Source organism: Noviherbaspirillum sp. Root189 (assembly GCF_001428545.1).
Classification (GTDB): domain Bacteria; phylum Pseudomonadota; class Gammaproteobacteria; order Burkholderiales; family Burkholderiaceae_D; genus Noviherbaspirillum.
This window is the reverse complement of record NZ_LMHZ01000002.1, coordinates 96,984-123,588: the sequence shown is the minus strand read 5'-3', so window position 1 is coordinate 123,588 and position 26,605 is coordinate 96,984. Positions and strand designations below refer to the sequence as shown.

At 56.9% G+C, this 26,605-nt stretch carries 25 protein-coding genes; 18 read left to right on the top strand and 7 right to left on the bottom strand.

The window, feature by feature from the left end; all coding sequences use genetic code 11:
* Positions 1-8 precede the first annotated feature (8 nt).
* From ASE07_RS02270 to ASE07_RS02225, 10 genes are all read left to right on the top strand, one after another.
* On the top strand, positions 9-641 hold the full coding sequence (locus tag ASE07_RS02270; protein ID WP_057289178.1) for a Maf family protein: 633 nt from the start codon (positions 9-11) through the stop codon (positions 639-641).
* A 219-nt stretch (positions 642-860) separates the two neighbouring features.
* Positions 861-2,324 (top strand): ribonuclease G, encoded by a 1,464-nt coding sequence (gene rng / locus ASE07_RS02265; protein ID WP_057289177.1) that lies wholly within the window; start codon positions 861-863, stop codon positions 2,322-2,324.
* 302 nt (positions 2,325-2,626) lie between these two features.
* Entirely contained in the window at positions 2,627-3,379 is a 753-nt protein-coding gene (gene modA / locus ASE07_RS02260) for a molybdate ABC transporter substrate-binding protein (protein WP_057289176.1), read from the top strand.
* A complete protein-coding gene (locus tag ASE07_RS02255; RefSeq protein ID WP_057289175.1) occupies positions 3,376-3,780 on the top strand; it encodes a TOBE domain-containing protein in 405 nt (134 codons plus the stop codon). The genes modA and ASE07_RS02255 overlap by 4 nt, the downstream gene beginning before the upstream one ends.
* Positions 3,777-4,457 carry a molybdate ABC transporter permease subunit gene (modB, locus tag ASE07_RS02250; RefSeq protein ID WP_235548319.1) on the top strand — a complete coding sequence of 227 codons (681 nt, stop codon included), beginning with the start codon at positions 3,777-3,779 and terminating at the stop codon, positions 4,455-4,457. Before ASE07_RS02255 ends, modB begins: the two co-directional genes overlap by 4 nt.
* Complete coding sequence (locus ASE07_RS02245) at positions 4,458-5,330, top strand: ATP-binding cassette domain-containing protein (RefSeq protein ID WP_057289174.1); 873 nt, start codon at positions 4,458-4,460, stop codon at positions 5,328-5,330. It abuts the gene before it with no gap.
* Between the two features lie 339 nt (positions 5,331-5,669).
* Entirely contained in the window at positions 5,670-6,143 is a 474-nt protein-coding gene (locus ASE07_RS02240; protein WP_235548318.1) for a hypothetical protein, read from the top strand.
* Positions 6,144-6,297: 154 nt separating this feature from the next.
* Positions 6,298-7,842, top strand: coding sequence for an IS1182 family transposase (locus tag ASE07_RS02235; protein WP_057289172.1), 1,545 nt, complete (start codon positions 6,298-6,300; stop codon positions 7,840-7,842).
* A 500-nt stretch (positions 7,843-8,342) separates the two neighbouring features.
* The gene (locus ASE07_RS02230; protein WP_057289171.1) at positions 8,343-8,714 is read left to right on the top strand and encodes a hypothetical protein; all 372 of its coding nucleotides are present in this window, start codon (positions 8,343-8,345) and stop codon (positions 8,712-8,714) included.
* Between the two features lie 26 nt (positions 8,715-8,740).
* Positions 8,741-9,298: a dihydrofolate reductase family protein gene (locus tag ASE07_RS02225; RefSeq protein WP_057289170.1), complete on the top strand. Its 558-nt coding sequence runs from the start codon at positions 8,741-8,743 to the stop codon at positions 9,296-9,298.
* 242 nt (positions 9,299-9,540) lie between these two features.
* On the opposite strand, the gene ASE07_RS02220 is transcribed toward ASE07_RS02225, so the two are convergent.
* Positions 9,541-10,029 (bottom strand): GNAT family N-acetyltransferase, encoded by a 489-nt coding sequence (locus ASE07_RS02220; RefSeq protein WP_057289169.1) that lies wholly within the window; start codon positions 10,027-10,029, stop codon positions 9,541-9,543.
* A gap of 321 nt (positions 10,030-10,350) precedes the next feature.
* Positions 10,351-10,617, bottom strand: coding sequence for a hypothetical protein (locus ASE07_RS02215; RefSeq protein WP_156396331.1), 267 nt, complete (start codon positions 10,615-10,617; stop codon positions 10,351-10,353).
* Between the two features lie 96 nt (positions 10,618-10,713).
* Here ASE07_RS02215 and ASE07_RS02210 point away from each other — a divergent pair, with 96 nt between their 5' ends.
* Positions 10,714-12,204, top strand: coding sequence for an amidase (locus tag ASE07_RS02210; protein ID WP_057289167.1), 1,491 nt, complete (start codon positions 10,714-10,716; stop codon positions 12,202-12,204).
* Here the strand turns inward: ASE07_RS02210 and ASE07_RS02205 are convergent.
* Positions 12,181-13,512, bottom strand: a complete 1,332-nt coding sequence (locus ASE07_RS02205) for a voltage-gated chloride channel family protein (RefSeq protein ID WP_057289211.1) — start codon at positions 13,510-13,512, stop codon at positions 12,181-12,183. The genes ASE07_RS02210 and ASE07_RS02205 overlap by 24 nt on opposite strands.
* A 331-nt stretch (positions 13,513-13,843) precedes the next feature.
* Positions 13,844-14,041 (bottom strand): hypothetical protein, encoded by a 198-nt coding sequence (locus ASE07_RS02200; RefSeq protein ID WP_057289166.1) that lies wholly within the window; start codon positions 14,039-14,041, stop codon positions 13,844-13,846.
* 251 nt (positions 14,042-14,292) lie between these two features.
* On the opposite strand from ASE07_RS02200, the gene ASE07_RS02195 reads away from it, so the two are divergent.
* The 3 genes from ASE07_RS02195 (at position 14,293) to ASE07_RS02185 (ending at position 17,279) form a co-directional block, all read left to right on the top strand.
* Positions 14,293-14,895, top strand: a complete 603-nt coding sequence (locus tag ASE07_RS02195) for a TetR/AcrR family transcriptional regulator (RefSeq protein WP_057289165.1) — start codon at positions 14,293-14,295, stop codon at positions 14,893-14,895.
* 73 nt (positions 14,896-14,968) lie between these two features.
* On the top strand, positions 14,969-16,075 hold the full coding sequence (locus ASE07_RS02190; RefSeq protein WP_057289164.1) for an alkene reductase: 1,107 nt from the start codon (positions 14,969-14,971) through the stop codon (positions 16,073-16,075).
* Positions 16,076-16,289: 214 nt separating this feature from the next.
* A complete protein-coding gene (locus ASE07_RS02185; protein WP_057289163.1) occupies positions 16,290-17,279 on the top strand; it encodes an LLM class flavin-dependent oxidoreductase in 990 nt (329 codons plus the stop codon).
* A 32-nt stretch (positions 17,280-17,311) separates the two neighbouring features.
* Here the strand turns inward: ASE07_RS02185 and ASE07_RS02180 are convergent, their stop codons facing one another.
* From ASE07_RS02180 to senA, 3 genes are all read right to left on the bottom strand, one after another.
* The gene (locus ASE07_RS02180) at positions 17,312-18,607 is read right to left on the bottom strand and encodes an NRAMP family divalent metal transporter (RefSeq protein WP_057289162.1); all 1,296 of its coding nucleotides are present in this window, start codon (positions 18,605-18,607) and stop codon (positions 17,312-17,314) included.
* Between the two features lie 159 nt (positions 18,608-18,766).
* Entirely contained in the window at positions 18,767-19,150 is a 384-nt protein-coding gene (locus ASE07_RS02175) for a DUF2237 family protein (protein WP_057289161.1), read from the bottom strand.
* Positions 19,151-19,172: 22 nt separating this feature from the next.
* Positions 19,173-20,372: a selenoneine synthase SenA gene (senA, locus tag ASE07_RS02170; protein WP_200960864.1), complete on the bottom strand. Its 1,200-nt coding sequence runs from the start codon at positions 20,370-20,372 to the stop codon at positions 19,173-19,175.
* 33 nt (positions 20,373-20,405) lie between these two features.
* Between senA and senB the strand changes: the two genes are divergently transcribed.
* The 4 genes from senB to ASE07_RS02150 all read left to right on the top strand — a co-directional run bounded on the left by senB (position 20,406) and on the right by ASE07_RS02150 (position 26,506).
* Positions 20,406-21,431 (top strand): selenoneine biosynthesis selenosugar synthase SenB, encoded by a 1,026-nt coding sequence (senB, locus tag ASE07_RS02165; RefSeq protein ID WP_057289160.1) that lies wholly within the window; start codon positions 20,406-20,408, stop codon positions 21,429-21,431.
* Positions 21,431-23,776, top strand: a complete 2,346-nt coding sequence (locus ASE07_RS02160) for a response regulator (RefSeq protein ID WP_057289159.1) — start codon at positions 21,431-21,433, stop codon at positions 23,774-23,776. Before senB ends, ASE07_RS02160 begins: the two co-directional genes overlap by 1 nt.
* 388 nt (positions 23,777-24,164) lie before the next feature.
* The gene (locus ASE07_RS02155) at positions 24,165-24,647 is read left to right on the top strand and encodes a 4Fe-4S dicluster domain-containing protein (RefSeq protein ID WP_057289158.1); all 483 of its coding nucleotides are present in this window, start codon (positions 24,165-24,167) and stop codon (positions 24,645-24,647) included.
* A gap of 11 nt (positions 24,648-24,658) precedes the next feature.
* Positions 24,659-26,506, top strand: a complete 1,848-nt coding sequence (locus ASE07_RS02150; RefSeq protein WP_057289157.1) for an aldehyde ferredoxin oxidoreductase family protein — start codon at positions 24,659-24,661, stop codon at positions 26,504-26,506.
* The last annotated feature ends 99 nt before the right edge of the window (positions 26,507-26,605 follow it).

Here is a 26,605-nt window from a genome sequence, read left to right as displayed (position 1 = left end):
TTGGTCTCATGAAACCGGCAGATAACAAGATTTACCTTGCATCCAAAAGCCCCCGACGTCGCGAATTGTTGCGCCAGATCGGCGTCGAATTTGAATTGCTCCTGCTCCGCGACGCAGCACCGCGCGGCCCGGAAGTCAGTGAAGAAGTCCTGTCGGGCGAAAAGGCCGAAGACTATGTTGTCCGAGTCACTCGCGAGAAGGCCGAATTCGCGAGCAAAATGATGATGATGCGCCGTCTGCCCGCGCGTCCGGTGATGTCCGCCGACACCACGGTTGTCATCGACGGTCGCATTCTCGGCAAGCCTGCCGATCAGGTCGAAGCGATGGATATGTTACGCGCTCTGTCCGGCCGTACGCATCAGGTGCTGACAAGTGTTGCGCTGCATCGTGACGATGAAACCTGGCAGACCCTGCAAGTCTCGGATGTCCGCATCGCTACGCTGAGCGAAGAAATGATGCGCGCCTACTGTGCAACGTCGGAACCTTATGACAAGGCCGGTGGATACGGTATCCAGGGACTCGCCTCGGTGTTTATCGAGCATATTGCCGGCAGCTACACAGGCATCATGGGCCTGCCGTTGCATGAAACGGCAAAATTATTGAATCAGGCAGGGATCCCGGTACTGGGCTCTGTCAGCTAAACGGGTGAATGATGCGTTCATTCCAAAATGTGTGGATGTAGTTTCCGGGCGCACGTGTCAAGATTGAGTGTCGAATTTGACTAGAGAAACACACGCGCCGCCGCATATTTTGGAATGAACCCATAAGAATGAACCATCTTTGCTTCAGCGCGACGCCGGTCAAAGGTGCCGTGCCGGTGGACATGGTTCGCTTGCAACTTAACATCACCCGACAGGCTCATGAGCGAAGACATCCTCATCAATATCACCCCCCAGGAAACCCGGGTCGCATTGATTCTTCAGGGGGCGGTGCAGGAACTCCACATCGAGCGCACGCTGTCGCGCGGCATGGCTGGCAATATTTATCTCGGCAAGGTCGTGCGCGTCCTGCCCGGCATGCAATCGGCATTCATCGATATCGGTCTCGAACGCGCCGCTTTCCTGCATGTGGCCGATATCTGGGAAGCCCGCCCGCATGACAATTCCAACACGCCGGCCACCCCCATCGAAAAGCTTTTATACGATGGCCAGGCCATCATGGTGCAGGTCATCAAGGACCCGATAGGCACCAAGGGTGCTCGTCTGTCGACGCAAATCTCGATCGCAGGCCGCATGCTGGTCTACCTGCCGCAGGATTCGCATATCGGTATCTCTCAGCGCATTGAAAATGAAGCCGAGCGCGAGATGCTGAAGAGCCGGGTGCAGAAGCTGCTGCCATCGGAAGAAAAAGGTGGTTTTATCATTCGCACGATGGCGGAGGATGCATCGGAAACCGATCTGCAGATGGACGTCGACTACCTGCGCAAGACCTGGGCGACCATCACGCAACAGGCCAAGACAAGGCCCGCGCCCAACCTGCTTTACCAGGACCTGAACCTCGCCCAGCGCGTACTGCGCGATTTCGTCAATGATGAAACATTGACGATTCAGATCGACTCGCGCGAAAATTTTCAGATGCTGCAGCAGTTCGGCAATACCTACACGCCTTCGGTCCTGTCGAAGCTCGTGCATTACACGGGCGAGCGGCCGCTGTTTGACTTGTATGGCGTCGAGGAAGAAATCCAGCGCGCGCTTGGTCGCCGCGTCGACCTCAAGTCGGGCGGCTACCTGATCGTCGACCAGACCGAGGCGATGACGACGATCGACGTCAATACCGGCAGCTATGTCAACGGCCGCAATTTTGACGATACGATCTTCAAGACCAATCTGGAAGCGGCACATGCCATTGCGCGCCAGCTGCGGTTGCGTAATCTCGGCGGTATCATCATTCTCGATTTCATTGATATGGAAAATGTCGAGCACCGCAATGCGGTGCTCGCCGAGCTGAACAAGGCGCTGTCGCGCGACCGGACCAAGGTGTCGGTATCCGGCTTTTCCGCGCTCGGTCTGGTGGAGATGACCCGCAAACGTACGCGCGAATCGCTGGCGCATATTTTGTGTGAAGTATGCCCCGCCTGTTCAGGCAAGGGCCAGGTAAAAACCGCACGTACCGTCTGCTATGAAATTCTGCGCGAGTTACTGCGCGAAGCGAAACAATTCAACCCCCGGGAATTCCGTATCCTAGCGTCGCAGGTAGTGGTCGACATGTTCCTTGAAGAAGAGTCTCCGCACCTCGCCATGCTGGGCGACTTTATCGGCAAACCGATTTCCTTACAGGTTGAAAATGTCTACCATCAGGAGCAGTACGACATCATCCTGATGTAGCCGCTTATCCGCTGACTGCCCGCTTTTCTTATAAGCACGAATCGGATTCTTATTGCTAATAACGGTGCCGATGCACATATCTGTTGCGAATACTATCAACGCCAAGGGGCGTCGCAGCCCCAAAGCGGCAGAGGGCAATCCAGGATTCTGGCAGCCACACTTGAGCTGAATGGATATGCGCACGCCGGATTACAATATCAGCGCATCGATATAGTTGCCACAGTGCCTGGAGACATCTTCCGTGCCAGCCGACTCCGCACAATGGCAGTTCACATTATTTTTCACGGACGGCGTTTTTCTGCATGCATCGCTTCTTCATTCCATTGCTTGGGCTGATCTTGTTCATGTCCGGTGCGCATGCCGATACCTTGACCGTTGCCGTCGCGGCAAATGTGCGGTATGCGTTTGACGACCTGCAGGCCGCATTCAAGAAGGAAACTGGCCACGACATCAAACCGGTCTTCAATTCATCAGGAAAATTCTTTTCACAGATCGCCAGCGGCGCGCCCTTCGATGTCTTCCTGTCCGCCGACATGGAGTATCCCGAAAAACTTTACAGCGAAGGTCACGCCACTGCTGCACCCAAGGTCTATGCCTATGGTGCGCTGGTGTTATGGACGATGAAGGATCTCGACCTCAGCCGCTGGCAAACGGCATTGACAGGACCGGCGGTGCGCAAGATTGCCGTCGCCAATCCCAAGACCGCGCCGTATGGCCGAGAGACCATCAAGGCGCTCGCCTACTTCAAGCTAGACGAGTCCTTGAAGAACAAGATGGTATTTGGTGAAAGCATTGCGCAAACAAATCAGTACATTCATTCGAGCGTGACGGAAGCCGGTTTTACCGCCAAGTCGGTCGTGGTTTCTCCCGAAATGAAAAACCAGGGGAAATGGGTGGAGCTCCCCAAAGAAGCCTATCAGCCGATCGCACAAGGCATCGTGGTTCTCCGGCACGGTCAGCGAACCAATAGCCAGCTGGCGCAGCAATTCCATGATTTCGTCCTGTCAGGCACGGCGCGCAGCATTCTGCAGCGCTATGGATATCTTCTGCCATGAATCAGCTTCCCGGCCAGATCGTCACCATTGATAGTCATGGCAGCATCGCGCTGGTGGATGCAATCGTCGCCGGGCAGCGTTTCACGGCCATGTTGATCGGTGCAGGCGAAGAAGTAGCGGCATGGGAGCCGGGCATGGATGTGACGCTTTTGTTCAAAGAAGTGGAGGTGTCGCTGGCCAAAAATCTGATGGGCCAGATCAGCTTGCGCAACCGCATTGCGTGCACGGTGACGAGCATCGAACATGGTCGCCTGATGAGCAGGGTGATGATGGACTTTCAGGGATACCGTATTGCTTCGGTGATTACGACACGGTCGGCGCAGGCCTTGGCGATTGCGCCGGGCGTGTCGGTCGAGGCACTGATCAAGGCCAATGAAATGACGGTGGTGCCGGCGCCATGATGATGAGCTATGACTGGCAACCTTTGCTGCTGACGTTCCGGCTTGCCGCGCTGACGACATTGTTCCTGTTGCTGATTGGCGTCCCGCTCGCCTACTGGATTGCGACCACGCCAACGCGTTTCAAACCGGTGATCGAAACACTGGTCAGCATGCCCTTGGTATTGCCGCCATCGGTGCTTGGTTTCTATCTTTTGCTGGCGTTCAGTCCGCAAAATGCGTTCGGGCAGTGGCTGGAGCAATGGTTCCATGTCCGCCTGGTGTTCAGCTTCGCCGGACTAGTGGTTGGCTCCATCATCTTCAGCCTCCCCTTCATGGTGCATCCGGTCCAGGCAGGCCTGCAGGGACTGTCGCCGTCATTGCTGGAAGCATCCCGCACCTTGGGCAAATCAGACACGAGTACCTTATTTCGGGTGCTGTTACCCAACATCAAGCCCGCACTGTTGACGGGCGTGGTGTTGAGCTTCGCGCATACCGTCGGCGAATTCGGCGTGATCCTGATGATAGGCGGGAATATTCCGGGTGTAACCAAGGTTGCGTCGATCGCGATTTATGACGAGGTCGAAAGTCTTAATTACGCGGCGGCGCATTTTTATGCGCTGGTGCTGTTCGTGGTGAGCTTCAGCATTCTGCTGACTGTCTATATCGTGAACAAGAAATTGCTGCGGACAGGAGGCTGATTGCTGGAGATTTCGCTTCGTCATTTACTGCATGGCGCCGGCGGCAGCATGCCGCTGGCCGTTGATACGCGGATTGCTGCGGGAAGCTTCGTCACTTTGTTCGGGCCGTCGGGCGCCGGCAAGACCAGCATCTTGCGGATGATCGCCGGATTGATGCAGCCGCAATGCGGTCGGATCGTAGTCAATGGCACTGTGTGGTTTGACAGTACCAGCGGAATCAACCTGCCGCCACAGAAGCGTTCGATCGGTTTCGTATTCCAGGACTACGCACTGTTTCCTAACCTGAGCGTGCGCGAGAACATCGGCTATGCCATCGACAAACGCGATACAGGCTGGGTCGATGAACTGCTCGAACTCACAGAGCTTTCGGAACTGGCCGGCCGCAAGCCCGTCAGCCTGTCAGGCGGGCAGAAGCAGCGCGTGGCGCTGGCGCGTGCAGTCGCACGTAAGCCCAGCTTGCTGCTGCTGGATGAACCACTATCCGCGCTCGATCTGGCGTTGCGCGCCGAAATGCAGGATGAACTGGCGAACCTGCATCAGCGCTTGGGATTGACTACCCTGCTTGTCAGCCATGACATCGGCGAAGTGTTCAAGCTGTCGCAACACGTGCTGAAGCTGGAAGCCGGAAACGTCGTTGCATCCGGTACACCGGCCGAGGTGTTTCTTCAGCATCGTCTTTCTGGGCGACTGAATCTGCAGGCACAAGTCCTCGCGGTTCGCCGCGAAGAGGTGATCCATATCGTCACCCTGCTGGTTGGGCAGGACATGCTCGAAGTCATCGCCTCCGAGGACGAAGCTGTCACACTGAAGCCAGGTGACGTGGTTTCCATGTCAGCCAGGGCGCTCAGCCCCTACCTGTTCAAGCGGCGATAGCTGTAAGGTTTGTCCTGCATATCGTATCAGGCCGTTCATATAAACAACGATTGATTTGTTTAAGGCAGCATAGTGCTTTTGTCGAATGCCAAGGAAAATGAAAAATGTGCCAAGTAAGTGAAAAAATACTGCCACAGGACCTGAAAATTCTCGTTTTCCGTACTCAGCAATTCAACACCAGGTAGTCATTTTGAGACCTGTGCTGCTGTCCATGTAAGACGTGTCCGTATAATTTGGGATATGTTGAACATCCTTTTTCAAAACAATAACTTGGGCGCGTAACATGTCCGTGCATACCGGACGTTCGCTGTCCGTATAAGTACAACAGTTAAACATCATATGCGGCTCAAAATAGATTATCGATTGACTGGGACAGGCTGGGCAGAATGCGAGCTTTCTGATGAAGAAGCGAGCTGCGTTGTCACTGCTTCATACCTATCCGACGCGCTACGGAATCTTGTGCTTGCAGCTACCGCTGTAATATCCGGTTTCAATAGGGTTGCCTTTGGTTTCGATGAAGAGCCGGGTGAGTATCGATGGGTAATAACGACGTCGCGCATCAATGAAATCGACCTTCAAATCTTGGAGTTCAATGAGCTGTGGAGTGGCAAGCTCGATGATGAAGGTAGGCTTCTATTTCATACTCGGTGTCTACCAGATACCTTCGCCGACGCAGTACATGTCGCAGCACAAAAAATTTTGAATGAGCTAAGTGCTCAAGGGTACGAGGATAAATGGTCAGAACATCCTTTTCCGATGGCTCAGCTTCAAGAATTGGGCCGTTTGTTGGAGGAGCAGAAACGTGATGCCTAACTCGTTACTCAACCCGGACGCCCAGCAAAAGGATAGCCGCTTCCCGGCTTGTACTGGGTACCTGTTAGCTCGGCGTTGAGGCTGTGCAAAAAGGTGTAAACGAATTGGCGTCTGCGCTGTCTGAGTAAGTGATATCTGCGATGAAGGAGCTACGATGGCACGCTTCAAACCAGTCGACATGAACCCGCGCTTTCTTCCCGTAGTCCTCGAACAGCAGATCCAACCAGGCACATTCGAACATGTGCTGCATGTACTGATCGATACCGAGTTTGGCCTTACGCCACTCGTTGCCAGATATATTAACGACGACACCCGAGCGCCGGCATACGACCCCGCCGTCATGCTTAAGATCGTATTGCTCGCCTACTCGCGCGGCATCATTAGCAGCCGCGCCATTGAACGGGTGTGTCGCGAGAATGTCTTGTTCATGGCTATCTCTGGCGACACGCAATCGGCCTATACCACCATCGCATCCTTCATCCGTCATCTTGCTGACCAGATATCGGACATCTTCACCGAAGTCATTCTTATCTGTGACCGCCAAGGGTTAATCGGCCGCGACGTGTTTGCCATTGATGGCGTTAAATTGCCAAGCAATGCCCGCAAGGCGCGTAGCGGCACACACGCCGAACTGGCTCACCAAGCTGATGCGATTGAGCGCCGAGTCCGGCAAATGCTCAAGACGCATCGCAGTCTGGACAAGCAGAGCGAGAAGAACCAAATACACGCGCAGCGGAAAGCAGAACAGGATCGCATTCATGCATTACAAATAGAAGCGCAGTCGATCCGTGAGTTTCTATGCGCTCATCCTAAACGTACCGGCGATGCCTCCGGCAAGGGCCCTGAGCGCAAAAGCAACGTTACCGACAATGACAGTGCGAAGATGGCCACCGGTAAAAGTGTGATACAAGGCTATACCGGAGCGGCTACCGTCGATGCAGAATGTCAGATCATCGTGGCGGCGCAAGCGCACGGCTCGGGGTCGGAGCAAAGCCTGCTGTTGCCGATGATTGAACATGCCCGGCCATTTGCGAGCAAACGCACAGTAATGACTGCTGACGCTGGCTATCACAGTGAAGCCAATCTGGAGCAATTGCATGACAAGCGGATTGCGGCATTGATTGCCGATTCACAGATGCGTAGGCGGGATGAGCGGTTCAAAGAACAAGCAAAGCACAAAAGCAAGCCAGATCCGCTGTATAACAAGAAGCCGGCTCTTAAATCGGCGGGCAGTGGAAAATTTAAGCCGCTCGACTTCCACTATGACCCTGTCAGCAATACGTGCATTTGCCCGGCTGGCAAGAAGCTGTATAGCAACGGGGTCAACAACACCGCCAACGGCAGAACCTACCGTAAATTCACCGGCGCCAAGAGCGTTTGCATGCCGTGCAGTTTGCGTCAACAATGCCTGCGCAAACCGGATACCACCGAAACCAGACAGGTTGCCTTCTTCAGAAAGAATCAGGTTTCACCATTGAAGTATACCGAGTCGATGAAGCAGAAAATCGACACACTGGAAGGCCGAGCTTTATACGGAAGGCGGATTGCCACCGTCGAGCCAGTGTTTGGCAACCTGCGCTACAACAAGCGGCTGGACCGCTTCACATTACGCGGTCAGCACAAGGTAGATACGCAGTGGAAGCTGAACTGCATGGTGCACAATATTGAAAAGCTGGCGCATCATGGATATGCGAGGTAAAAAGAATGGCAACAAGGCTCTGTTCTTGCCATTCTTAGCCATATGGCCGACACTTTGATTATCTAAAACAATGCAGAAAACTGAAATCATGACTGTACGTAGGACGGGCAGCGTATCGCTTGAAATTCGGCTTTTTGCACATTCTCGTTAGGCATCAAGATGAGATTCCAGGACACCCACGTTAATTCGTTGGAGCGATTTTCCGTTGGCCAGGAGCTAGACAGCGGGCGCTTTTATCTCTCTATACCCGTGAGCAATAGGCTTGCTGATTATGAGGAATACTACGAGATTTCAAGAGAGTGCCATGACCGTTACTTGCATAACCTCGCTAAGCTTTCTGAATTGGCGAGGAAGTGCCGTAGTCGTGAATGTGACCATCTTTTATTTATCAAGCCGGGAAGTGATAGAGGTATTGGATGAGAATACACGCTATGCATAACACGACAGTGAACACAGATTCGCCCGCGGTGACCTGGTTACCTTGGCATTAGGAATCATTGATGAGCAAACCTTGGTCATATCTACGCCGCCGATACGGTGAAGAAGTTGGGTCACCATCGGACTCTGACTGCAAGAAGGCAGGTTATGAGCTGTTCAATGAGAACCTGCCAGGAATGACGACGGCAGATTATATTGAGCACGGGTCAGCTCATCTTCGCTATGGATACGATAACGGGCCCATGTATGTGCTGGAGATCGACCGGACAGGGCATGCAACGCTCGAAGTATGGGAAGATCAAGATTACGAAGTTGAGGCTTGTGCACCGCGAAAAATCAAGGTGGTCAGCGAAGGTCAAGCGACTGAGTTATGGGCTTGGTTAGCGTCAGGGCAGACAGAAAAAGTGGAGGCAGTTTTTAATGCAAACTCCTAACACATGTATCTCGAACGGAGGACACCATGGGACTCTTGACCTTCAGTATCAACGTTACCCTGGACGGCTGCGTCGACCACCAGGAAGGAATCGCCGACGACGAGACACACGCCTTCTTCACCCGCCTCATGGACGAGGGCGGGGCGATGCTGTGGGGCCGCGTCACCTACGAGATGATGGAGAGCTACTGGCCAGCGGTCGCCCGCGGCGACGCGGAGGCACCGCCGGCGTTGCGCGAGTGGGCGGTCAAGCTGGAGGCCAAGCCGAAGTACGTGGTGTCCTCGACGCGAAAGGACTTCCCGTGGACCAACAGCCACCACATCGCCGGCGACCTGCGCACGGGCGTACAGAAGCTCAAGGACTCGACCCCGGACGGCGTGCTTCTCGGTAGCGGCAAGCTCGCGACCGAGCTGGACCGGCTGGATCTGATCGACGAGTACAAATTGCTCGTCCACCCCAGGATCGCCGGCCACGGCCCGACCCTGTACGAGAGCGGGCTGCCCAGCACGCGACGGCTCGAGCTGATCTCGGCGAAGCCGCTCCGCAGCGGCGCGGTCGCCATGCACTACCGGCGCGCGCGCTGACTCGGAGATGCGTCATGTCGCCTAACAACGCGCTGCACTCGGACGGGCCTCGCGTTACTCGGTCCGCCGGTGAGCGCGGGCGTCAGATTTTTCATTATCTACAGCACATGCTTGGCGTATTTTCAGCAACCACATCAATGCGAACGCAATACTTGCCAAGGAATGTGAAAAAACATAGTGAAATCAAAGACCGTGTTTTCACTTTTCGTGTCACCCGACAGCTTGCCCGGTCCAGTCCTCTACTATGAATCCAGCTTCCGATACATCACATAGGCATCCACATACCCCAATTCCTGATGCAAAAACGCCTCAGGCAAAGTCCCGACCACAGCAAACCCCAACTTCTTCCACAACCCCACCGCTCGCTCGTTGGTGCTGACCACAAAATTAAACTGCATCGCTTTGAACCCTGCCTTCTTCGCCTCGGCAAGACAATGCTCCCCCATCGCCGTCCCCAAGCCACGTCCGCTATAGGCTGGGTCCACCATGAACGAAGCGTTCGCCACATGTGCCCCCCGATCCCTCTGATTTGCGACCAGCTTGTACATGCCAACAATACGCCCCTGTTCTTCAGCGAGATACGACGTCACTCCGTTGGCAAACCAGTAATCGAACGCCGTTTGCCTGCTGGTCTCCGGTCCGAAAACATAGGTTGTGCCAGTCATAATGACCGCATGAAAGATCGGCCACATGGCAACAAAATCGGATTCAACAGCTTTACGGATAGGCATAAGTCTTGAAATAAGTGATTGCTACATGAATCGGCACACGATGACATCTACCGGGAATTGCTGTAACACCTCAGCGTCTCTTCACGCTTTCACATCGTCGTTCCGCCCTGCTTCTGCTGGTCGCTTCGATGGTGTACGAATCCCGGAGAGCATTCGGCTGGAGATTTCGCTCCAGCTTGTCAGCGGCAACCCGGTATTGTCGACGCTCGGTACAGGCTTTCGCAAGGTTTTTCATCAGCATGGAGCCGGGATGCGCCCTGAGGCCACGCTTGTACCATGCAATAACTGTCTCGTGATCTCTGTCGGTTCCCGCCAAAAGCGCTACGCGATCTCCGCTGAAATCGCGTGGTCATTCAGCCGAACCTGCCTACCATCTTGACAGCGTGCATTCGTGCATTTGCCTGGACGAACCGCTAGATTGGAAACGAAGCGAAAGCTTGCATGCTCTTCTTCCCGCCATGCTTCGTAACGGTCGGCCATGCTGTTGGGGCCTGCTTTCACGATATGATATACAGACAGACGCTTGACGAAAAACCAGTAGTGGCCGCCGCAAAATATTGCCATATCAACTAAGGCGGATAGTCTCACTCGGGTATCCTCTTGTCAATTATTGTCCTAGACAAATATTGATTTGTGTGATGACGATACAATGCGATTGTCAGCATTAGGCCTACAATTCCACGCATGAATGCCACCTCTTCTCTGCCCCCACTGGTCACCCTGACCGCTTCACAACTTTCGCTCGCCATCCAGTCACGCGAAGTTTCCTGTCGTGATGTGATGACCGCTTATCTGTCCTGGATCGAGAAGATCAATCCGGCAGTCAATGCGATCGTGTCATTGCAGGATGCGGAGGGTTTGCTGCGACAAGCAGACGAACGCGACAATCTGCTCGCACGCGGTGAGTATCTGGGCTGGATGCATGGCTTTCCCCAGGCGCCGAAAGACCTCGCGGCGACCGACGGAATCATCACGACACTCGGTTCGCCCCTGATGAAGAAACATGTTCCGCAGTACGATGCAATCGTTGTCGAACGTGCGAAGCGGTCGGGTGCGATCCTGATCGGCAAAACCAATACGCCGGAACTCGGGCTGGGGTCGCATACCTATAACCCGGTGTTTGGCACGACGCTCAATGCCTACGATCAGCGCAAGACAGCCGGTGGCAGCAGTGGTGGTGCGGCGGTTGCGGTAGCGCTGCACATGCTGCCGGTAGCCGATGGCAGCGACATGATGGGTTCGCTGCGCAATCCCGCTGCATACAACAATATCTTCGGCTTCCGCCCATCGTTGGGCAGAGTGCCGAATGGTCCAGGCAATGAAGTCTTTTACCAGCAGCTCAGTACCGAGGGGCCAATGGCACGCACCGTTACCGACCTCGCAATGTTGTTATCGGTACAGGCAGGCTATGATGCGCGCGTGCCCCTGTCGCTCGCCGCGGATCCTGCGGTCTTTGCCGGTTCACTGCAACGTGACTTCAAAGGTACGCGCATCGGCTGGCTGAGCGACATGGATGGCTACCTGCCGATGGAGGACGGCGTCCTGGACTTGTGTGGCAGCGCACTCGCGCATTTTGAAGACCTGGGGGCAAACATCGAACATCTGGCCCCGGGCTTTGCCATGGATCGTGTCTGGAGCGCCTGGCTTACGCTACGCGGCTTTCTGATTGCCGGCAAGTTCGGGATGATGGCGGCCAATCCGGCAACGCGCCGCCTGCTGAAGCCCGAGGCGCTGTGGGAAATCGAACAAGGCCAGAAGCTGTCGGCCGCCGATGTGTATCGCGCGTCGACGGAGCGTAGTGCATGGTATGAAGCCGTCCGCAAATTATTCGAGCAGGTCGACTTCCTGGTGCTGCCAACGGCACAGGTCTTTCCTTTCGATGCGACACTCGATTGGCCAAAGCATATCGCCGGCAAGCAAATGGATACCTATCATCGCTGGATGGAAGTCGTCGTTCCGGCGACACTAGCTGGTTTGCCTGCGATCAGCGTACCTGCCGGCTTTAACGATGCCGGGCTACCGATGGGACTTCAGATTATCGGCAAACCACAGGACGATCTGTCGGTATTGCAACTGGCCCATGCTTATGAGCGAGTCATTCCCTATACGCGGATAAAGCCCCGCCTTCTTCGCTCAATGCCAGCAACAGGCTCAGCGCCGATCGGACTCGTCTGATGCCTGCTCGGCTTGTTTTCGTTCGCGCAGGGATTTGCGGTGGGCGGCAAGCTCGCCAAGCCGGATACCTTCAGGGGCACGACGGTACGGTTTTGCATGGCCGATACGTTGTGCCCTGTAGATGCCGGTATGGCCGGAGAACAGATAACTGACGACACATGCGATCCCGGCGTACGGGCCGATCGCCGGACCGAACAGCTCGATCGCCATTATGGTGCAAGCGATAGGTGTGTTGGCCGCGCCCGCGAACACGGCGACGAAACCTAGCGCAGCGAGCGTGGGAAAAGGCATATGCAACAATGGAGCAAGACTGTTGCCGAGTGTGGCGCCAATATAAAACAAAGGTGTCACTTCACCGCCCTTGAAGCCTGTCCCTAATGAAGCGATCGTGAAACCCATCTTTCCGATAAAGTCCCAAGGCGACAGCGGCGTCTCGAACGACTCAAGGATGACAGGTATCCCGAGTCCGATATAGCGCTGGCTTCCGACCGCCCACACGGCAGCGGCGACGGCGATGCCGCCGATGAAGCTACGGAACGGGGCATAGCGAATGTGCGCCTTCATCGTATCCGACAACAGATGCGTGCAGGTCGCGAACAGCATCCCGATCAGGCCGAAAATCGCGCCCGCTGCCAGCACCGCGGCGAGGGTCGCCGGCGTGATGGCAGGTATCAGCGACACTGCGTAATGCGTATGACGCACCCCTAGCAGCAACCCTACCTGATCAGCCACGATCGCCGCGACAAAACAGGGCAGGATGGCGTCGTAACGCATGCGTCCGATCGCCAGCACTTCGAGGCCGAAAACCGCACCGGCGAGCGGCGTGCCGAACACCGAGGCGAAGCCGGCGCTGATGCCGGCCATGATCAGCATCCGCCGTTGCTGGTTATCCATGCGGAACAGGTGCGTTAACTGATCCGCGAGCGCTCCACCCATTTGCACGGCGGTGCCTTCGCGCCCTACCGAGGCGCCGAACAGATGCGAAACGATCGTGCTGCCAAGGACTAAGGGCGCCATGCGAAGCGGTATGACATTCTTTGGATCGTGGATCTCATCCAGCAACAGATTGTTGCCGGCTTCCACCCTGGTACCGTACTGCAGGTAGATCCAGCTGACGGCGAACCCTGCAAAGGGCAGCAGCCAGATGATCCATGGATGGGCTTCACGCCACGTAGTTGCCCAATCGAGGCCAAACAGGAAGAGTGCGGACGCTGTGCCGGCGAATGCTGCGACGATAAGCGCCAGTACCAGCCATCTCGCAATATGCGGCAGCAGCTTGATTTGTTCGGGACGCGCGGGAGTTTTCATGTAACCAGGATCTTGTGCAAATAACCTGGTCGGAGAATGCACGGTGCACATGCCGATGGCTGCCTGCAGTGCAGGCTGAATCATCGGCGGCGACACGCGTGACAGACCGGGGCGACCGGGAGAACAATAATTTCCCTGCATCGCGCAATGATCTTACCAAACTTGTTGGACGCTGCGATTGGCGCGGCACGGATTGATGGCGGGATCGCGGCTGACCTACAGGGCGTCGTCTCACCTGCTCATTCGATGAGCAGCACTGCTCCGGTGCGGCCACGCGGTACCCGCAAGGGGAAATGAAATGGCCGGTGTCGGGCTTTAGCGGTTGCTTAACTTAGTTGCGCGCGGCCTTCTGAATCGCCAGCACAATGGCAACGGCCTTTTCGATCACCTCGGCCTGACTTGCCGCACCCATTGATTCTTTCAGATCGTGAAGACCTTCCCGTGTCGCGCGTGTAACGGGAACATTAATGAAGCCGTCCTGCTGCGAACCACCATTACCGTTGTTTGCTTTTGAATTTTTCTTTGGCATGAGTTTCTCCTGAGGGTGTAGGTTTATTGTCTTAAGCCGCATCATACGCGCTCGCAGAGCGGGTCAGAATTTTTACAAGGATAGGCGGGAGTACTTCTCTAAACAATATATTCTTGCAAAACACACAAGCATCGACCCGGCGGATGCTCAAATCGGCAGTACAAATAGTCACGTGTTGGTATATGAACGCAGAAGAACGTTTCCAAAATAAACCATGGCTTCTAGACGACCGGTCTAATATAATGCGTTTCATGGACCGCACCCTTCAATACCAGGACACCCGTGAACGCATCCTCTCGGTTGGAGAGGGCTTAATTCTTGCACGCGGGTTCTCGGCCGTGGGATTGAGTGAAATCCTGAGCAAGGCTGAAGTCCCGAAAGGCTCTTTTTATCACTATTTTCGCTCCAAGGAAGGCTTTGGCGTAGCCTTGCTGGAACGATATTTCCAGGATTACGATAGCCGGATTGCCGGCTTGTTCGGTCCGGGTAGAAAAGGCGGCAAGGAGGCCGTGCTGGCCTATTTCCATCAATGGCTGGAAATACAAAGCGCGAATGATCTCCACCATTCGTGTCTGGCGGTCAAACTGGCGGCCGAAGTCTGCGACCTGTCCGAAGCTATGCGCGAAGAATTGTCAGCGGGAATGAAGCATATTGTTTCCTGCCTGGCCAAGGCGCTAGGCGAAGCACAGACATCGGGCTCGCTCAGCCAGAATGCGGACGTCGAAGAACTGGCAGAATCTTTGTACGCGATGTGGATCGGCGCCTCACTCATGGCGCGTGCAAACGGATCCAACTTGCCTCTTGAACGGGCGTATCGCCAGACCAGAATCATGTTGGAAGCAAAGGACGCATGATGACCGAATGTCATGCGTTTTTTTGGAAAAGAATTAGACGACCGGTCTAATGCAATGTAATTGAGGAATATCCATGGTTAAACATTTGCTATCGCCGGTCAAAGCCGGCTCCATCATACTGAACAACCGCGCCATCATGGCACCACTGACGCGCTCGCGTGCCGGTCAGCCCGGGGACGTCCCGACCGACCTGAATGTCGAATATTATGCCCAGCGTGCGGGTGCCGGATTGATCGTGTCGGAAGGCACCCAGGTTTCACCGCAAGGCCAGGGTTATGCCTGGACGCCCGGTATTTATAGCGATGCCCAGGAAGCCAGCTGGAAGAAAGTGACCGCCGCGGTCCATGCGAAAGGCGGCCGTATTGCTGCACAGTTATGGCATGTCGGACGCATTTCCCATACCCTGCTGCAACCGGGCGGTGCAGCGCCGGTCGCTCCTTCGGCCATCATCGCCGCGAACAGCAAATGCTTTGTCGTTCAGCCGGACGGAACACCCGCCAATGTGCCGACCTCTCAGCCCCGCGCGCTCGCGACATCGGAAATCCCCGGCATCGTCGACCAGTATCGCCAAGCGGCCGCACGGGCCGGGCGCGCGGGCTTCGACTTTGTTGAAATCCATGGCGCCAATGGGTACTTGCCGCACCAGTTCCTGTCCACCAATACCAACCACCGCACCGACCAGTACGGGGGCCCGGTCGAGAACCGCGCGCGCTTTCTGCTCGAAGTGGTCGATGCAGCGGTCGCAGAACTCGGCGCTGACCGTGTTGGCGTAAGACTGTCCCCCCACTTCATCGGTCACGACATCGCGGATGAGCAAGCCGATGAGAGCACCTTATACCTTGCAAAGGAATTCAGCCGCCGTGGCATCGCCTATCTGCATATCGCCGAGCCGGACTGGGTCGGCGGCCCTGAACTGTCGGATGAATTCCGCCGGCAAATACGTAGCGGCTTCACCGGGCTGCTGATCTTCTGCGGCGGATATACCGCGGACGAAGCGGAGGCCCTGATCGCCAATGGAATCGGCGATGCGGTTGGATTCGGACGCCCTTTCCTGGCCAACCCGGATCTGGTCGAGCGCTTCCGTCGCGGTGCTGAACTCAATGCACCCGACAAGAGCACTTTCTATGGCGGCGGTGCGCGCGGTTATACCGATTACCCGACCTTGAAACAAGCGGCGTAATAAAACTTGTTACCCTTGTTTCCCTGAACGGCTCTCGGCCAAGCGCTTATCCGAAATCCGAACAGGGAAATTTGTAGTACTGGTCTATGTCATTGGCCATGGCAAACGCGCAAATCCGCAACGTGTCATGCTAATGACATTCGTGAAGGCCGTACGTGAACGCCCACCCTTACGACGAGATCCCGGATTTCGTCCCACCACAGGTATCGTTACCATGATTCCCTTTTCCGTCCTCGATTTGTCACCGATCACCGAAGGTAGTGACGCCGCACAGTCGTTCAAGAATTCACTCGACCTCGCCCAGCATGCGGAGCGTTGGGGCTACCGGCGCTACTGGCTGGCGGAGCACCACGGCATGCCCGGCATTGCCAGTGCCGCAACCGCGGTGCTGATCGGTCATGTCGCTGCCGGCACGTCGACGATTCGCGTGGGCGCAGGCGGTATCATGCTGCCCAACCATTCGCCACTTGTGATCGCCGAGCAATTCGGCACGCTGGAGTCGCTGTTCCCGGGGCGCATCGATCTCGGCCTGGGGCGTGCGCCGGGATCCGATCAGGTGACCGCGCGCGCACTGCGCCGCAACCTGATGTCCGATGCCGATGAGTTCCCGCAGGATGTGGTGGAACTCATGGATTATTTTTCCGGGGAGCAAAGGCAATCGGTCCGTGCCGTACCGGGGGCCGGCCTGAATGTGCCTATCTGGATCCTCGGATCGAGCCTGTTCGGTGCCCAGCTCGCGGCGGCTCTCGGTTTGCCGTACGCGTTTGCATCGCATTTCGCACCGACCCAGATGATGCAGGCGATCGCCTTGTACCGTGCCAACTTCCGGCCTTCCGCTCGCCTCGACAAACCCTACGTGATGCTGGGCTTTAATGTTTTCGCGGCCGACACGGACGAGGAAGCGAAATTCCGGGCGACCTCGATGCAGCAGGCTTTCGTCAACCTGCGCAGCGGCCGCCCTTCGCGCCTGCAGCCGCCGGTCGCCGATTACTGGGACCGGATCGGGCCGCAAGAACGTGCCTTGCTCGAACAGGTGCTGTCCTGCTCGGCAATTGGTTCTCCGGAAACGGTAGCGCGCGACATGCAAGCCTTTATCGAGCGTACCGGTGCTGACGAACTAATGATCACTTCGCAGATATTCGAGCATGCCGCTCGCCTGCGGTCTTACGAAATCACCGCGCAGGTCCATCAGTCGCTGGCTTGAATGCCTAATCTCAGTTCCGAGAGCACCCATCGCTATCCCCAGCTTGTCACAAACAAAATAATGACTGCGGCCGCCATTGCCGCAGTCGCGCTCCATCCCAGATACTTCAGCTTTCTGGTGACGACAAACGGTCCCATGATGTCGCGTCGCTGCGCCATCAGCATCATGACCACCATGATAGGTACCGAAATCACTCCATTGATGACCGCGGCCCAGAACAACGCTTTGATTGGATCGACATCGATCATGCCGATCACCGCACCCATCAGCGTTGACGCGGCGATGATGCCGTAGAAACGTTTGCCCATGGCGAGCTTCAGGTCGAGTCCCTTGCGCCAGCCGAATGCTCCTGCCACCGCATACGCGGCGGAGCCCGCCAGTACTGGAATGGCCAGCATGCCGGTACCGATGACACCGCAGCTGAACAGCAGGAATGCAAACTCGCCGGCGATTGGCCGTAGCGCTTCTGCCGCCTGCGCCGAAGTCTGGATTTGCCGCATACCATGCTGGAACAAGGTAGTCGCTGTGGTCAGCATGATAAAAAATGCGATCAGGTTGGAAATTCCCATGCCGATATAAGTGTCGATCGATATACGCCGCAAGTGCGCACGAGCCTGCTCTGGAGCAGTGCGCAAGGAGTGCGCATAGGGATCGGCATCGACTTCCTCGACTTCTTGGGACGCCTGCCAGAAGAAAAGGTAGGGACTGATTGTCGTGCCAAGAATCGCCACGGCGGCAGTGACATATTCCTTGCTGAACGTGATATGCGGTACAACAACCCTGCGCAGCACATCGCCCCACGATATATGCACGAAGAACACGACGCCGACATAGGCAAACAGGGCCAGTGTCAGCCATTTGAGAACATGCACATAGCGTTTGTAGGGAATGAAGACCTGCAGCAGCACCGACAATGCGCCGAAGCCAACCACATAGACCGCATGCGGACCGCCGACGACTAGACGCACTGCATCGGCCATCGCGGCGATATCAGCGCCAATGTTGATGGTATTGGCAATCACCAGCATGCTGACGATCAGATAAAGCAGCCATGGCGAATAACAGCGACGAATATTGGCAGCCAGTCCCTCGCCCGTCACACGGCCGATGCGTGCGCTGACGATCTGGATACCGACCATCAGCGGATAGGTGAACAACAGGGTCCATAGCAAGTTGTACCCGAATTGTGCACCGCCTTGCGAGTAGGTTGCGATGCCGCTCGGATCGTCGTCCGCAGCGCCGGTGATGAGGCCGGGGCCAAGCTTTTTGTACCAGGGAAGCGAGGGCGATTCTTTAACGATGGTATCGCCGGATACGGGGTGCTGCATGGCGGTTCCGCTTTCATTTTAGGTTAGCGCTCATCTCAACCTGGTGTGCGGAGCGGCCAAGTTAAGACCAAGGACCTTGGACCGGCAACACGCCACCGCATGCGCCGGGCACGGTCCCGCCATCCCGCATCGCGACCATCCCTGCCATTATTACTATAGTTACATCTGCCGGTGATCGAATTGCTTCAGGACTTCTTCATCAATCAGGTCGAGTGCGCTGAAGTTGGTGCTTTCCAGCACCACAGGCGGCGCCATGCCGGCGGCGAGCGCCTCGTTCCAGCGTAATGCGCACAAACACCATTGGTCACCCGGCTTGAGACCGGGGAAGCCCCATTCCGGCACCGGGGTGGATAAATCGTTGCCGCGACTGGCGCTGAACTCCAGGAAGTCCGCCGTCATGATGGCGCAGACCACATGGGTGCCGACGTCCTCGGCGCTGGTCTTGCAGCAGCCGTCGCGAAAAAAGCCCGTGACGGGATTGAAGGAACAGGGGACGAGCGGTTCGCCGTAAATGTTGCGTGCGGGTTGAGATGCGGTTGCCATATCTTTCGTGTCAGGGTTGATGCTATCTGGGTGCACAGGTGCGGAATCCGACAAAAATGTCGTCGCGGTGCGCCTGGTAATAGTTGCGGAAATGCGCGGAGCGCAGCCGGTCGGGTGTGGCAAACGATGCGCCGCGTACCGATTGATGATTGCCGAAATAAGGCGCTGAATATTCACGATAGGCGCCCGGCGAGAAGCCGGGATAGGGCTCAAAACGGGAAGCAGTCCATTCCCATACCTGCCCCCATTGGAAGCCCGGATGAGAGGTGCGCGCCGCCCATTCCCACTCCGCCTCGTCGGGCAGACGCCGTCCGGCCCACGCGCAGTAAGCCTGCGCCTCAAACAGGCTGACGTGCCGCACCGGTTCGTTGTCGTTCAATTGATGCACTTTGCCGAAGCGGCGACAGCGCCATTGGCCATCGTTGTATTCCCAGCCTGCAGGAGCGGTACGACCGGTATGTTCCAGCCATGCACGACCGTCTTCGCTCCAGTGCTGTAGCTTGATATATCCGCCATCGTCAATAAAGGCGCAAAAGTCTGCGTTGGAAACCGGCCCGGTATCGATCTCGAAAGCACTGACCTGGCATGCATGCCGCCATCGTTCGTTGTCAAATGCAAAACCTTTTTCGGGCTCGGCGCCACGTTTGAGTATGCCGCCGTCGAAATGCAATGCGGGCGCCCGTTCATACCGACCGGCATTGAATAACAGCGCGGCCGGCAACGTGACCCCTAATGTATTGAGCGTGTAAAAAAACGCTTCACCATGCATGTCTTCATGCGAAAGAATCAACCGATAGGGATAAAGCGCCTGGTCACTCTGGTCATCCATTGCGGTTCTTGCGAGCCTTGCCGTTATACGCTCATGGACTTCGGAGAAATAATTTTTGACTTCGGCCGTGGCCGGCAAAGGAAGACTCCAGCGCGCATCGTGCCCGACCGTATTAGAATCGAACCATGCATCGGCATCCGGCAGCAGGGACGGATGGCGCACCGAGCGCGGATCGCTGCTCGCGGCCTCGCGCAGCGTGTACCACTCGGCGAACCAGGCGATATGCCCCAGTTCCCACAGCGGCGGATTGACGATGGCCAGCCGTGGGACCCGGGATGCCTGGTCGAAACCGGCAGCGGCAAGGCACTCAAACAGCGCAAGCGTGCGGTCATGGGCATCACGCAGGGCCGTGGCCAGTTCGACTGGTCCCGCGTGTCGAAACGAAGAAGTCATCAGGTCTGAAACCGCCTTCAGTAGGAAGCAGGATTGAAAAAACAGCACGTTACCATTATCAGTCCGGCAACGGCAAACGCCAACAACGGTAATTGGCAAACCGCAAGCCGATGGGCGGCTTTTCTTTCCTCCGGGTATGAGGTTCGCGTCCTGGAGGACTGGGACGGCCATCCCTGCAACCTGATGATTGCCTTGCATGCGCGTCGATCGGCGAGCTCCATCACGCGTTTTTCACACGCCTTTCCCGACCGTCCCTTGCTGGTTGTGCTGACCGGAACCGATCTTTATCGCGACATTGTTGCCGACGAACAAGCTCGTCAGTCATTGCGCCTGGCCTCGAAACTGGTGGTATTGCAGGAAGCCGGACTCGATCAGCTGGATGACCGGTCTCGGGAGAAGGCCTGCGTCATCTATCAGTCGGCGCCACCAGGCGGCGTGGCGCATGAAAAGAAAGACAAACAGTCATTCGATGTCATCATGATCGGCCATCTGCGCGCTGAAAAGGATCCGCTTGTCTTCATGCAGGCTGCAGCACATATCACTCACGTCGAAGCCGAACGCCTGCGCATGATCCATGTCGGCGGTGCGCTGGACGCCGAACTGCGGGAGCAAGCGCTGGCGACCCAATCCCGTCATCCGCATTACCGCTGGCTCGGCAACCTGCCGCACGCGGAAACACTGGAGCGCCTTGCGGCGAGCGATATCATGGTGATCGCGTCGCGCATGGAAGGCGGAGCGAACGTGATTATCGAAGCCGTCAACTGCGGCGTGCCGGTGCTGGCCAGCGACATTGCAGGCAATCGCGGCATGCTCGGTGACGATTACGCAGGCTATTTTGCGGTAGGTGACAGCATCGCACTCGCCGCACTGATCAATCGCGCATCGCACGATGCGGCGTTTCGCCGCACGCTTCAGGAGCAATGTGCAAGGCGTCGACCGTTATTCCAACCCGCACGCGAACAAAAGGCTGTGCTGCAAGTAGTGAGAGAATTGCTGTTGAACGTACACACAAACGCACCCGAACTCGATACCTCAACCCGGCCCCCATGCTCTCGATAATGAATAGTGGCAACCTTACTTCCGCACAACTGAACGGTATCCTCAGCATCGCTGACGATGCCATTATTTGCGTGGACGGCCAGCATAAAATCATCCTGTTCAACCAGGGCGCGGAGCGCTTGTTCGGCTGGACTGCGCGGGAAGCGAACGGGTTGGACCTGAATACGCTGTTGCCGCAGCGTCACCACGCGACCCATCGCAACCACATCGCTAATTTTGATCGCTCGGGGCAAAGTGCGCGCAGGATGGGTGAACGCCGTGCGATCTTCGCCATGCGCAAGGATGGCACCGAATTTCCTGCCGAAGCATCGATCTCCCGCCTGGAAGCGGATGGTACCGCGATTTACACCGTCATCCTGCGCGACATTTCCAGCAGAAAGGCCTATGAGCGCGAACTGCAGGAAGCGCGCGACAAGGCGGAAGCGGCAACCCAGGCAAAGAGCATGTTTCTCGCCAACATGAGCCATGAAATCCGCACGCCGCTCAACGCAGTGATCGGCATGACCAGCCTTTTGCTCAATACCGCAATCGACGACGAACAGCGGGATTACGCGGAAACCATTCGCGCCAGCAGCGAAGTGCTGCTGACGATCATCAACGATATCCTGGATTATTCAAAAATCGAAATCGGCAAGCTGGAAATCGAGCGTCAGCCTTTCGACCTCCGGCGCTGCATTGAAGAATCCCTGGACCTGCTGTCGCCGGACGCGAGCCACAAGAACCTCAACCTTGCTTATTTCATTGATGACGGCGTTCCGGCTTCCGTGGTCGGCGATGTTACGCGGCTGCGCCAGGTGCTGGTCAATCTGCTGTCGAATTCCATCAAGTTCACGCATCACGGCGAGGTAGTCATCACGGTGACATCAACGCTGGTCGGCGACGGGACGCACGAAATCCGATTTTCTGTGCGGGATACCGGCATCGGTATCCCGCCGGATCGCCTCGGCGAACTATTTGAAGCGTTCACGCAAGTCGATGCGTCGACCACCCGCAAATATGGCGGGACCGGCCTGGGCCTGGCGATCAGCAAGCGCCTGACCGAAATCATGGGTGGACGCATGTGGGTGGACAGCGTGGTTGGGAATGGGTCAACCTTCCATTTCACCATTATGGCCGCTGCTTCCGGGCCGGGGCTGGCACAAAACGTATTGCAGGAGCGCTCGTCCGCGCTGTCGGGCAAGCATGTGCTGATCGTCGACGACAACGGCACCAACCGCCGCATTCTCGTCAAACAGGCGCTGCTTTGGGGAATGGTGCCCTCTGCGCTGGCGTCCGGCATCGAGGCGCTGGACCTGTTGCGGCACGGGCATGCCTTCGATGTGGCGATCCTCGACATGAGCATGCCGGAAATGGATGGCCTCGCGCTGGCGCGTGAAATCCGCAAACACCGCAGCGTCGATGCGCTGCCGATGATCATGCTCACTTCGGTGGCGCACCGGCCATCGGAAAGCAGCATGCGGGAAATCAATTTTTCGGCCTACCTGAACAAACCGATCAAGCCTGCCGCACTGTTCGAAGTGCTATTGCATGCGATGCGCATCCAGCCACTGGCGCCAGGCCGGGACAAAGTCCGTGCGCCGCGCGGCAAGCTCGCCGAAACCTTGCCCCTCAGCATCCTGGTTGCGGAAGACAATACCGTCAACCAGAAGGTGGTGCAGCAGTTGCTCGCGCACCTCGGTTACCGCGCCGACGTGGTGGCCAATGGCGTGGAAGTTCTGGATGCGCTGGAACGGCAAACGTATGACGTGGTGCTGATGGACGTGCAGATGCCCGAAATGGATGGGCTGGAGGCAACGCGCCGCTTGCGCGCCCGCTTCGGTGGAAATGGTCCGCGCGTGATCGCAATGACCGCGAATGCGATGCCGGGCGACCGCGAGAAATGCCTCGCCGTCGGCATGGATGCGTATGTATCGAAACCGATTGAACTCGACGACGTGCGCGCCGTGCTGACGGCGGTGGCGCCGCGCCGCAAGCAGGACGACAGCGGGACGACTCCCGTCATCGACCAGCGCCGCATCGACCAGTTGCTTGAACTGCAGGATGAGGAAAATCCCACCATTGCTGCCGATATCGTGCGCCTGTTCATCCAGGACGCACCGGGACACCTGGATAACATCGCACGCGCGATCGCCGATGCCGATCCGGCGCGATTGAAGGCGGCCAGCCATCGTTTCCTGTCGAGCATCGAGAATCTCGGTGCGATGCGCATGCGTACACATTGCATGGAACTGGAGCGCATTGGCATTGGCGGCTCCGTGCAGGACGCCCATAAGCAGTTGACACAGTTGCAGCACGAATTCGATAACGCACGCGTCCATCTCGAAAGCCTGATTGCGCAACCCTGATTGCTACAAAAGCTTGCGCCATATCATACGAGACAAGCATCGCAGGCATACGCTTTGCCCTGAAGCGCCGTCGTTGCCGCAATTTGCGACGGCTTTCCGTACCAGACTGGAACAGTTATTTTGCAGCCATTTTTGTTTTTACAACGCCTGATTTTCTGTGGCAAAATCAATCTGCATTCGATTTGTATCAGTAAGGACAACACTGAGTTTTAGCATTGCCCGACGTCGGCATGTTGCACAGGACGACGTCATATCGTTGACGGTGTACGCCATGGTGACAGCCTCGTACTCAGCGACCGACTGCCTCATCGTTGCGCAGATTCCGCCGTTTTGATTGTTGAAGAATTAAAGAAGTGCGATTCGAATCAATACAAAAAGGAGACGAAGCATGCAACGGTCCCTGCTTATCGAGCCGGACAAGTGCACCGGTTGCCTGCAGTGCGAAATGGCCTGCAGCTATGAAAACTACGGCGCATTCAATCCCGCCAAATCCCGCATCAAGGTGTTCGAGTTCCACCAGACCGGCACCAAGGTTCCCTATACCTGTACCCAGTGCGACGAAGCCTGGTGCCTGCATTCCTGCCCTGTCGAGGCCATCCGCATCGACATGAGTTCCGGCGCCAAGGTGGTCAACGACGATCTCTGCGTTGGCTGCAAGGTATGCACCATTGCCTGCCCGTTTGGCACGGTCAACTATGTACAGAGTACCGGCAAGGTACAGAAGTGCGACCTCTGCTATGACAATGTCGCCGGCCCCGCCTGCGCATCGGCTTGCCCGACAGGCGCCATTACCTACGTCGACGCTGACTGGACGGGCCTGGATCGCATGCGTCAGTGGGCCGCCAAGCTTGGCGACAAGACAACCGCCTGAGGAGAACCAAGATGGCCTGGACTGGAAAAATCCTGCGCGTCGACTTGACCGCGGGTACCTGTACTGCAGAACCGCTCAATATGGATTGGGCACGCGACTATCTCGGACAGCGCGGACTTGCAACCAAGTACTTCGTGTCCGAAGTCGATCCGCACGTCGACCCACTGTCGCCGGAAAACAAGATTATCTGGGCGACCGGTCCGCTGACCGGCACCATGGCCTCGACCGGCGGCCGCTATTCGGTGATCACCAAGGGCGCGCTCACGGGTGCAATCGCCTGCTCGAATTCGGGCGGCTATTTTGGTGCGGAACTCAAGATGGCCGGCTGGGACATGATCATCTTCGAAGGCAAAGCGCCGGCGCCGGTCTACCTGAACATTACGGATGACAAGGCGGAACTGCTCGATGCTTCCTGGTTGTGGGGCAAGACCGTATGGGAAACCGAGCCGGCACTGAAGACGCGCCACCAGGATCCGCAGATTCGCGTGTCCTCCATTGGTCGCGCCGGGGAGACCGGCTGCCTCTATGCCGCGGTCGTCAACGATCTGCACCGCGCGGCCGGGCGCTCCGGCGTCGGTTCCGTGATGGGCTCGAAAAACCTGAAAGCGATTGCGGTACGCGGCACGCTGGGCGTCGGCAACATCCGCGATCCCATGGCCTTCATGTCGGCGACAGTCGCGGCAAAGAAGGTGCTCGCGGATAACGCCGTCACCGGTCAGGGCTTGCCCAAGTACGGCACGCAGGTACTGATGAATGTCATCAATGAAATCGGTGCCATGCCGACACGCAACCATCGGGAAGTGCAGTTCGAGGGCGCCAAGGATATTTCCGGCGAAGCCATGCACGAGCCGCGCACAACAGACGGAAAAACCAATCTGGTGACCAACCAGGCCTGCTTTGGCTGCACCATTGCCTGCGGGCGGATTTCCAAGATCGACGAAACCCATTACACCGTACAGAACCGGCCGCAATACTGGGGCACTTCCGGGGGGCTCGAATATGAAGCCGCCTGGGCGCTGGGTTCCGCAAACGGCGTCAACGACCTGGAAGCCCTGACCTATGCCAACTTCATCTGCAATGAAGACGGCTTCGATCCCATCTCCTTCGGGGCGACTGTCGGCGCGGTCATGGAACTCTATGAAATGGGTGTGCTGACCAAAGAGCAGCTCGGTATCGAAGCCAATTTCGGCAATGCAAAAGCGCTGACCTATTTCGCCGAAATCACTGCCAGGGGCGAAGGCTTCGGCAAGGAGATCGGACTGGGGTCGAAGCGACTCACCGAAAAATATGGCCATCCCGACCTGTCGATGAGCGTGAAGGGCCAGGAATTCCCCGCCTACGATGCGCGCGGCATCCAGGGCATGGGACTCGCTTACGCCACCTCCAATCGCGGCGCCTGCCATCTGCGCGGTTATACGGTCGCCTCCGAAGTGCTTGGCATTCCGGTCAAGACCGATCCGCTGGTGACCGACGGCAAGGCTGACCTGGTGAAGGCTTTCCAGGATGCGACCGCCGTTTTCGATTCTTCGGGCGTCTGTGTGTTCACCACGTTCGCATGGACGTTGGCCGACCTGCAACCGCAATTGCACGCAGCCTGCGACGAATCGTTCACGATGGAGAGTCTCGCATTGATCGGCGAGCGTATCTGGAATATGGAACGCGACTTCAACAACCGCGCAGGCTTTACCCACAAGGATGACACGTTACCGAAGCGGCTGATGACCGAGCCCGCAAAGAGCGGACCGGCGACCGGCCTGGTCAGCGGGCTCGACAAGATGTTGCCCGAGTACTACGCGGCACGCGGGTGGACGAACGAAGGTCAGTTGACCGAGCAGACACGCGAACGGCTTGGCTTGTAAGAGTAGCTGCTGCCAACGTCAGGCTGTCGGGGTCGAAAGGACCGGACGCGAATGCCAGCGCGTGATCGTTCGGTCCTAACTACGTTAGGCGTTCATCGC

What these genes read in the sequence shown, in the direction of transcription:
- ASE07_RS02270 (WP_057289178.1), top strand. Translation starts at nt 9, where the DNA reads ATGAAACCGGCAGATAACAAGATTTACCTTGCATCCAAAAGCCCCCGA.
- rng (WP_057289177.1), top strand. Translation starts at nt 861, where the DNA reads ATGAGCGAAGACATCCTCATCAATATCACCCCCCAGGAAACCCGGGTC.
- modA (WP_057289176.1), top strand. Translation starts at nt 2,627, where the DNA reads ATGCATCGCTTCTTCATTCCATTGCTTGGGCTGATCTTGTTCATGTCC.
- ASE07_RS02255 (WP_057289175.1), top strand. Translation starts at nt 3,376, where the DNA reads ATGAATCAGCTTCCCGGCCAGATCGTCACCATTGATAGTCATGGCAGC.
- modB (WP_235548319.1), top strand. Translation starts at nt 3,777, where the DNA reads ATGATGATGAGCTATGACTGGCAACCTTTGCTGCTGACGTTCCGGCTT.
- ASE07_RS02240 (WP_235548318.1), top strand. Translation starts at nt 5,670, where the DNA reads ATGCGGCTCAAAATAGATTATCGATTGACTGGGACAGGCTGGGCAGAA.
- ASE07_RS02235 (WP_057289172.1), top strand. Translation starts at nt 6,298, where the DNA reads ATGGCACGCTTCAAACCAGTCGACATGAACCCGCGCTTTCTTCCCGTA.
- ASE07_RS02230 (WP_057289171.1), top strand. Translation starts at nt 8,343, where the DNA reads ATGAGCAAACCTTGGTCATATCTACGCCGCCGATACGGTGAAGAAGTT.
- ASE07_RS02225 (WP_057289170.1), top strand. Translation starts at nt 8,741, where the DNA reads ATGGGACTCTTGACCTTCAGTATCAACGTTACCCTGGACGGCTGCGTC.
- ASE07_RS02220 (WP_057289169.1), bottom strand. Translation starts at nt 10,029, where the DNA reads ATGCCTATCCGTAAAGCTGTTGAATCCGATTTTGTTGCCATGTGGCCG.
- ASE07_RS02210 (WP_057289167.1), top strand. Translation starts at nt 10,714, where the DNA reads ATGAATGCCACCTCTTCTCTGCCCCCACTGGTCACCCTGACCGCTTCA.
- ASE07_RS02205 (WP_057289211.1), bottom strand. Translation starts at nt 13,512, where the DNA reads ATGAAAACTCCCGCGCGTCCCGAACAAATCAAGCTGCTGCCGCATATT.
- ASE07_RS02200 (WP_057289166.1), bottom strand. Translation starts at nt 14,041, where the DNA reads ATGCCAAAGAAAAATTCAAAAGCAAACAACGGTAATGGTGGTTCGCAG.
- ASE07_RS02195 (WP_057289165.1), top strand. Translation starts at nt 14,293, where the DNA reads ATGGACCGCACCCTTCAATACCAGGACACCCGTGAACGCATCCTCTCG.
- ASE07_RS02190 (WP_057289164.1), top strand. Translation starts at nt 14,969, where the DNA reads ATGGTTAAACATTTGCTATCGCCGGTCAAAGCCGGCTCCATCATACTG.
- ASE07_RS02185 (WP_057289163.1), top strand. Translation starts at nt 16,290, where the DNA reads ATGATTCCCTTTTCCGTCCTCGATTTGTCACCGATCACCGAAGGTAGT.
- ASE07_RS02180 (WP_057289162.1), bottom strand. Translation starts at nt 18,607, where the DNA reads ATGCAGCACCCCGTATCCGGCGATACCATCGTTAAAGAATCGCCCTCG.
- ASE07_RS02175 (WP_057289161.1), bottom strand. Translation starts at nt 19,150, where the DNA reads ATGGCAACCGCATCTCAACCCGCACGCAACATTTACGGCGAACCGCTC.
- senA (WP_200960864.1), bottom strand. Translation starts at nt 20,372, where the DNA reads ATGACTTCTTCGTTTCGACACGCGGGACCAGTCGAACTGGCCACGGCC.
- ASE07_RS02160 (WP_057289159.1), top strand. Translation starts at nt 21,431, where the DNA reads ATGAATAGTGGCAACCTTACTTCCGCACAACTGAACGGTATCCTCAGC.
- ASE07_RS02155 (WP_057289158.1), top strand. Translation starts at nt 24,165, where the DNA reads ATGCAACGGTCCCTGCTTATCGAGCCGGACAAGTGCACCGGTTGCCTG.
- ASE07_RS02150 (WP_057289157.1), top strand. Translation starts at nt 24,659, where the DNA reads ATGGCCTGGACTGGAAAAATCCTGCGCGTCGACTTGACCGCGGGTACC.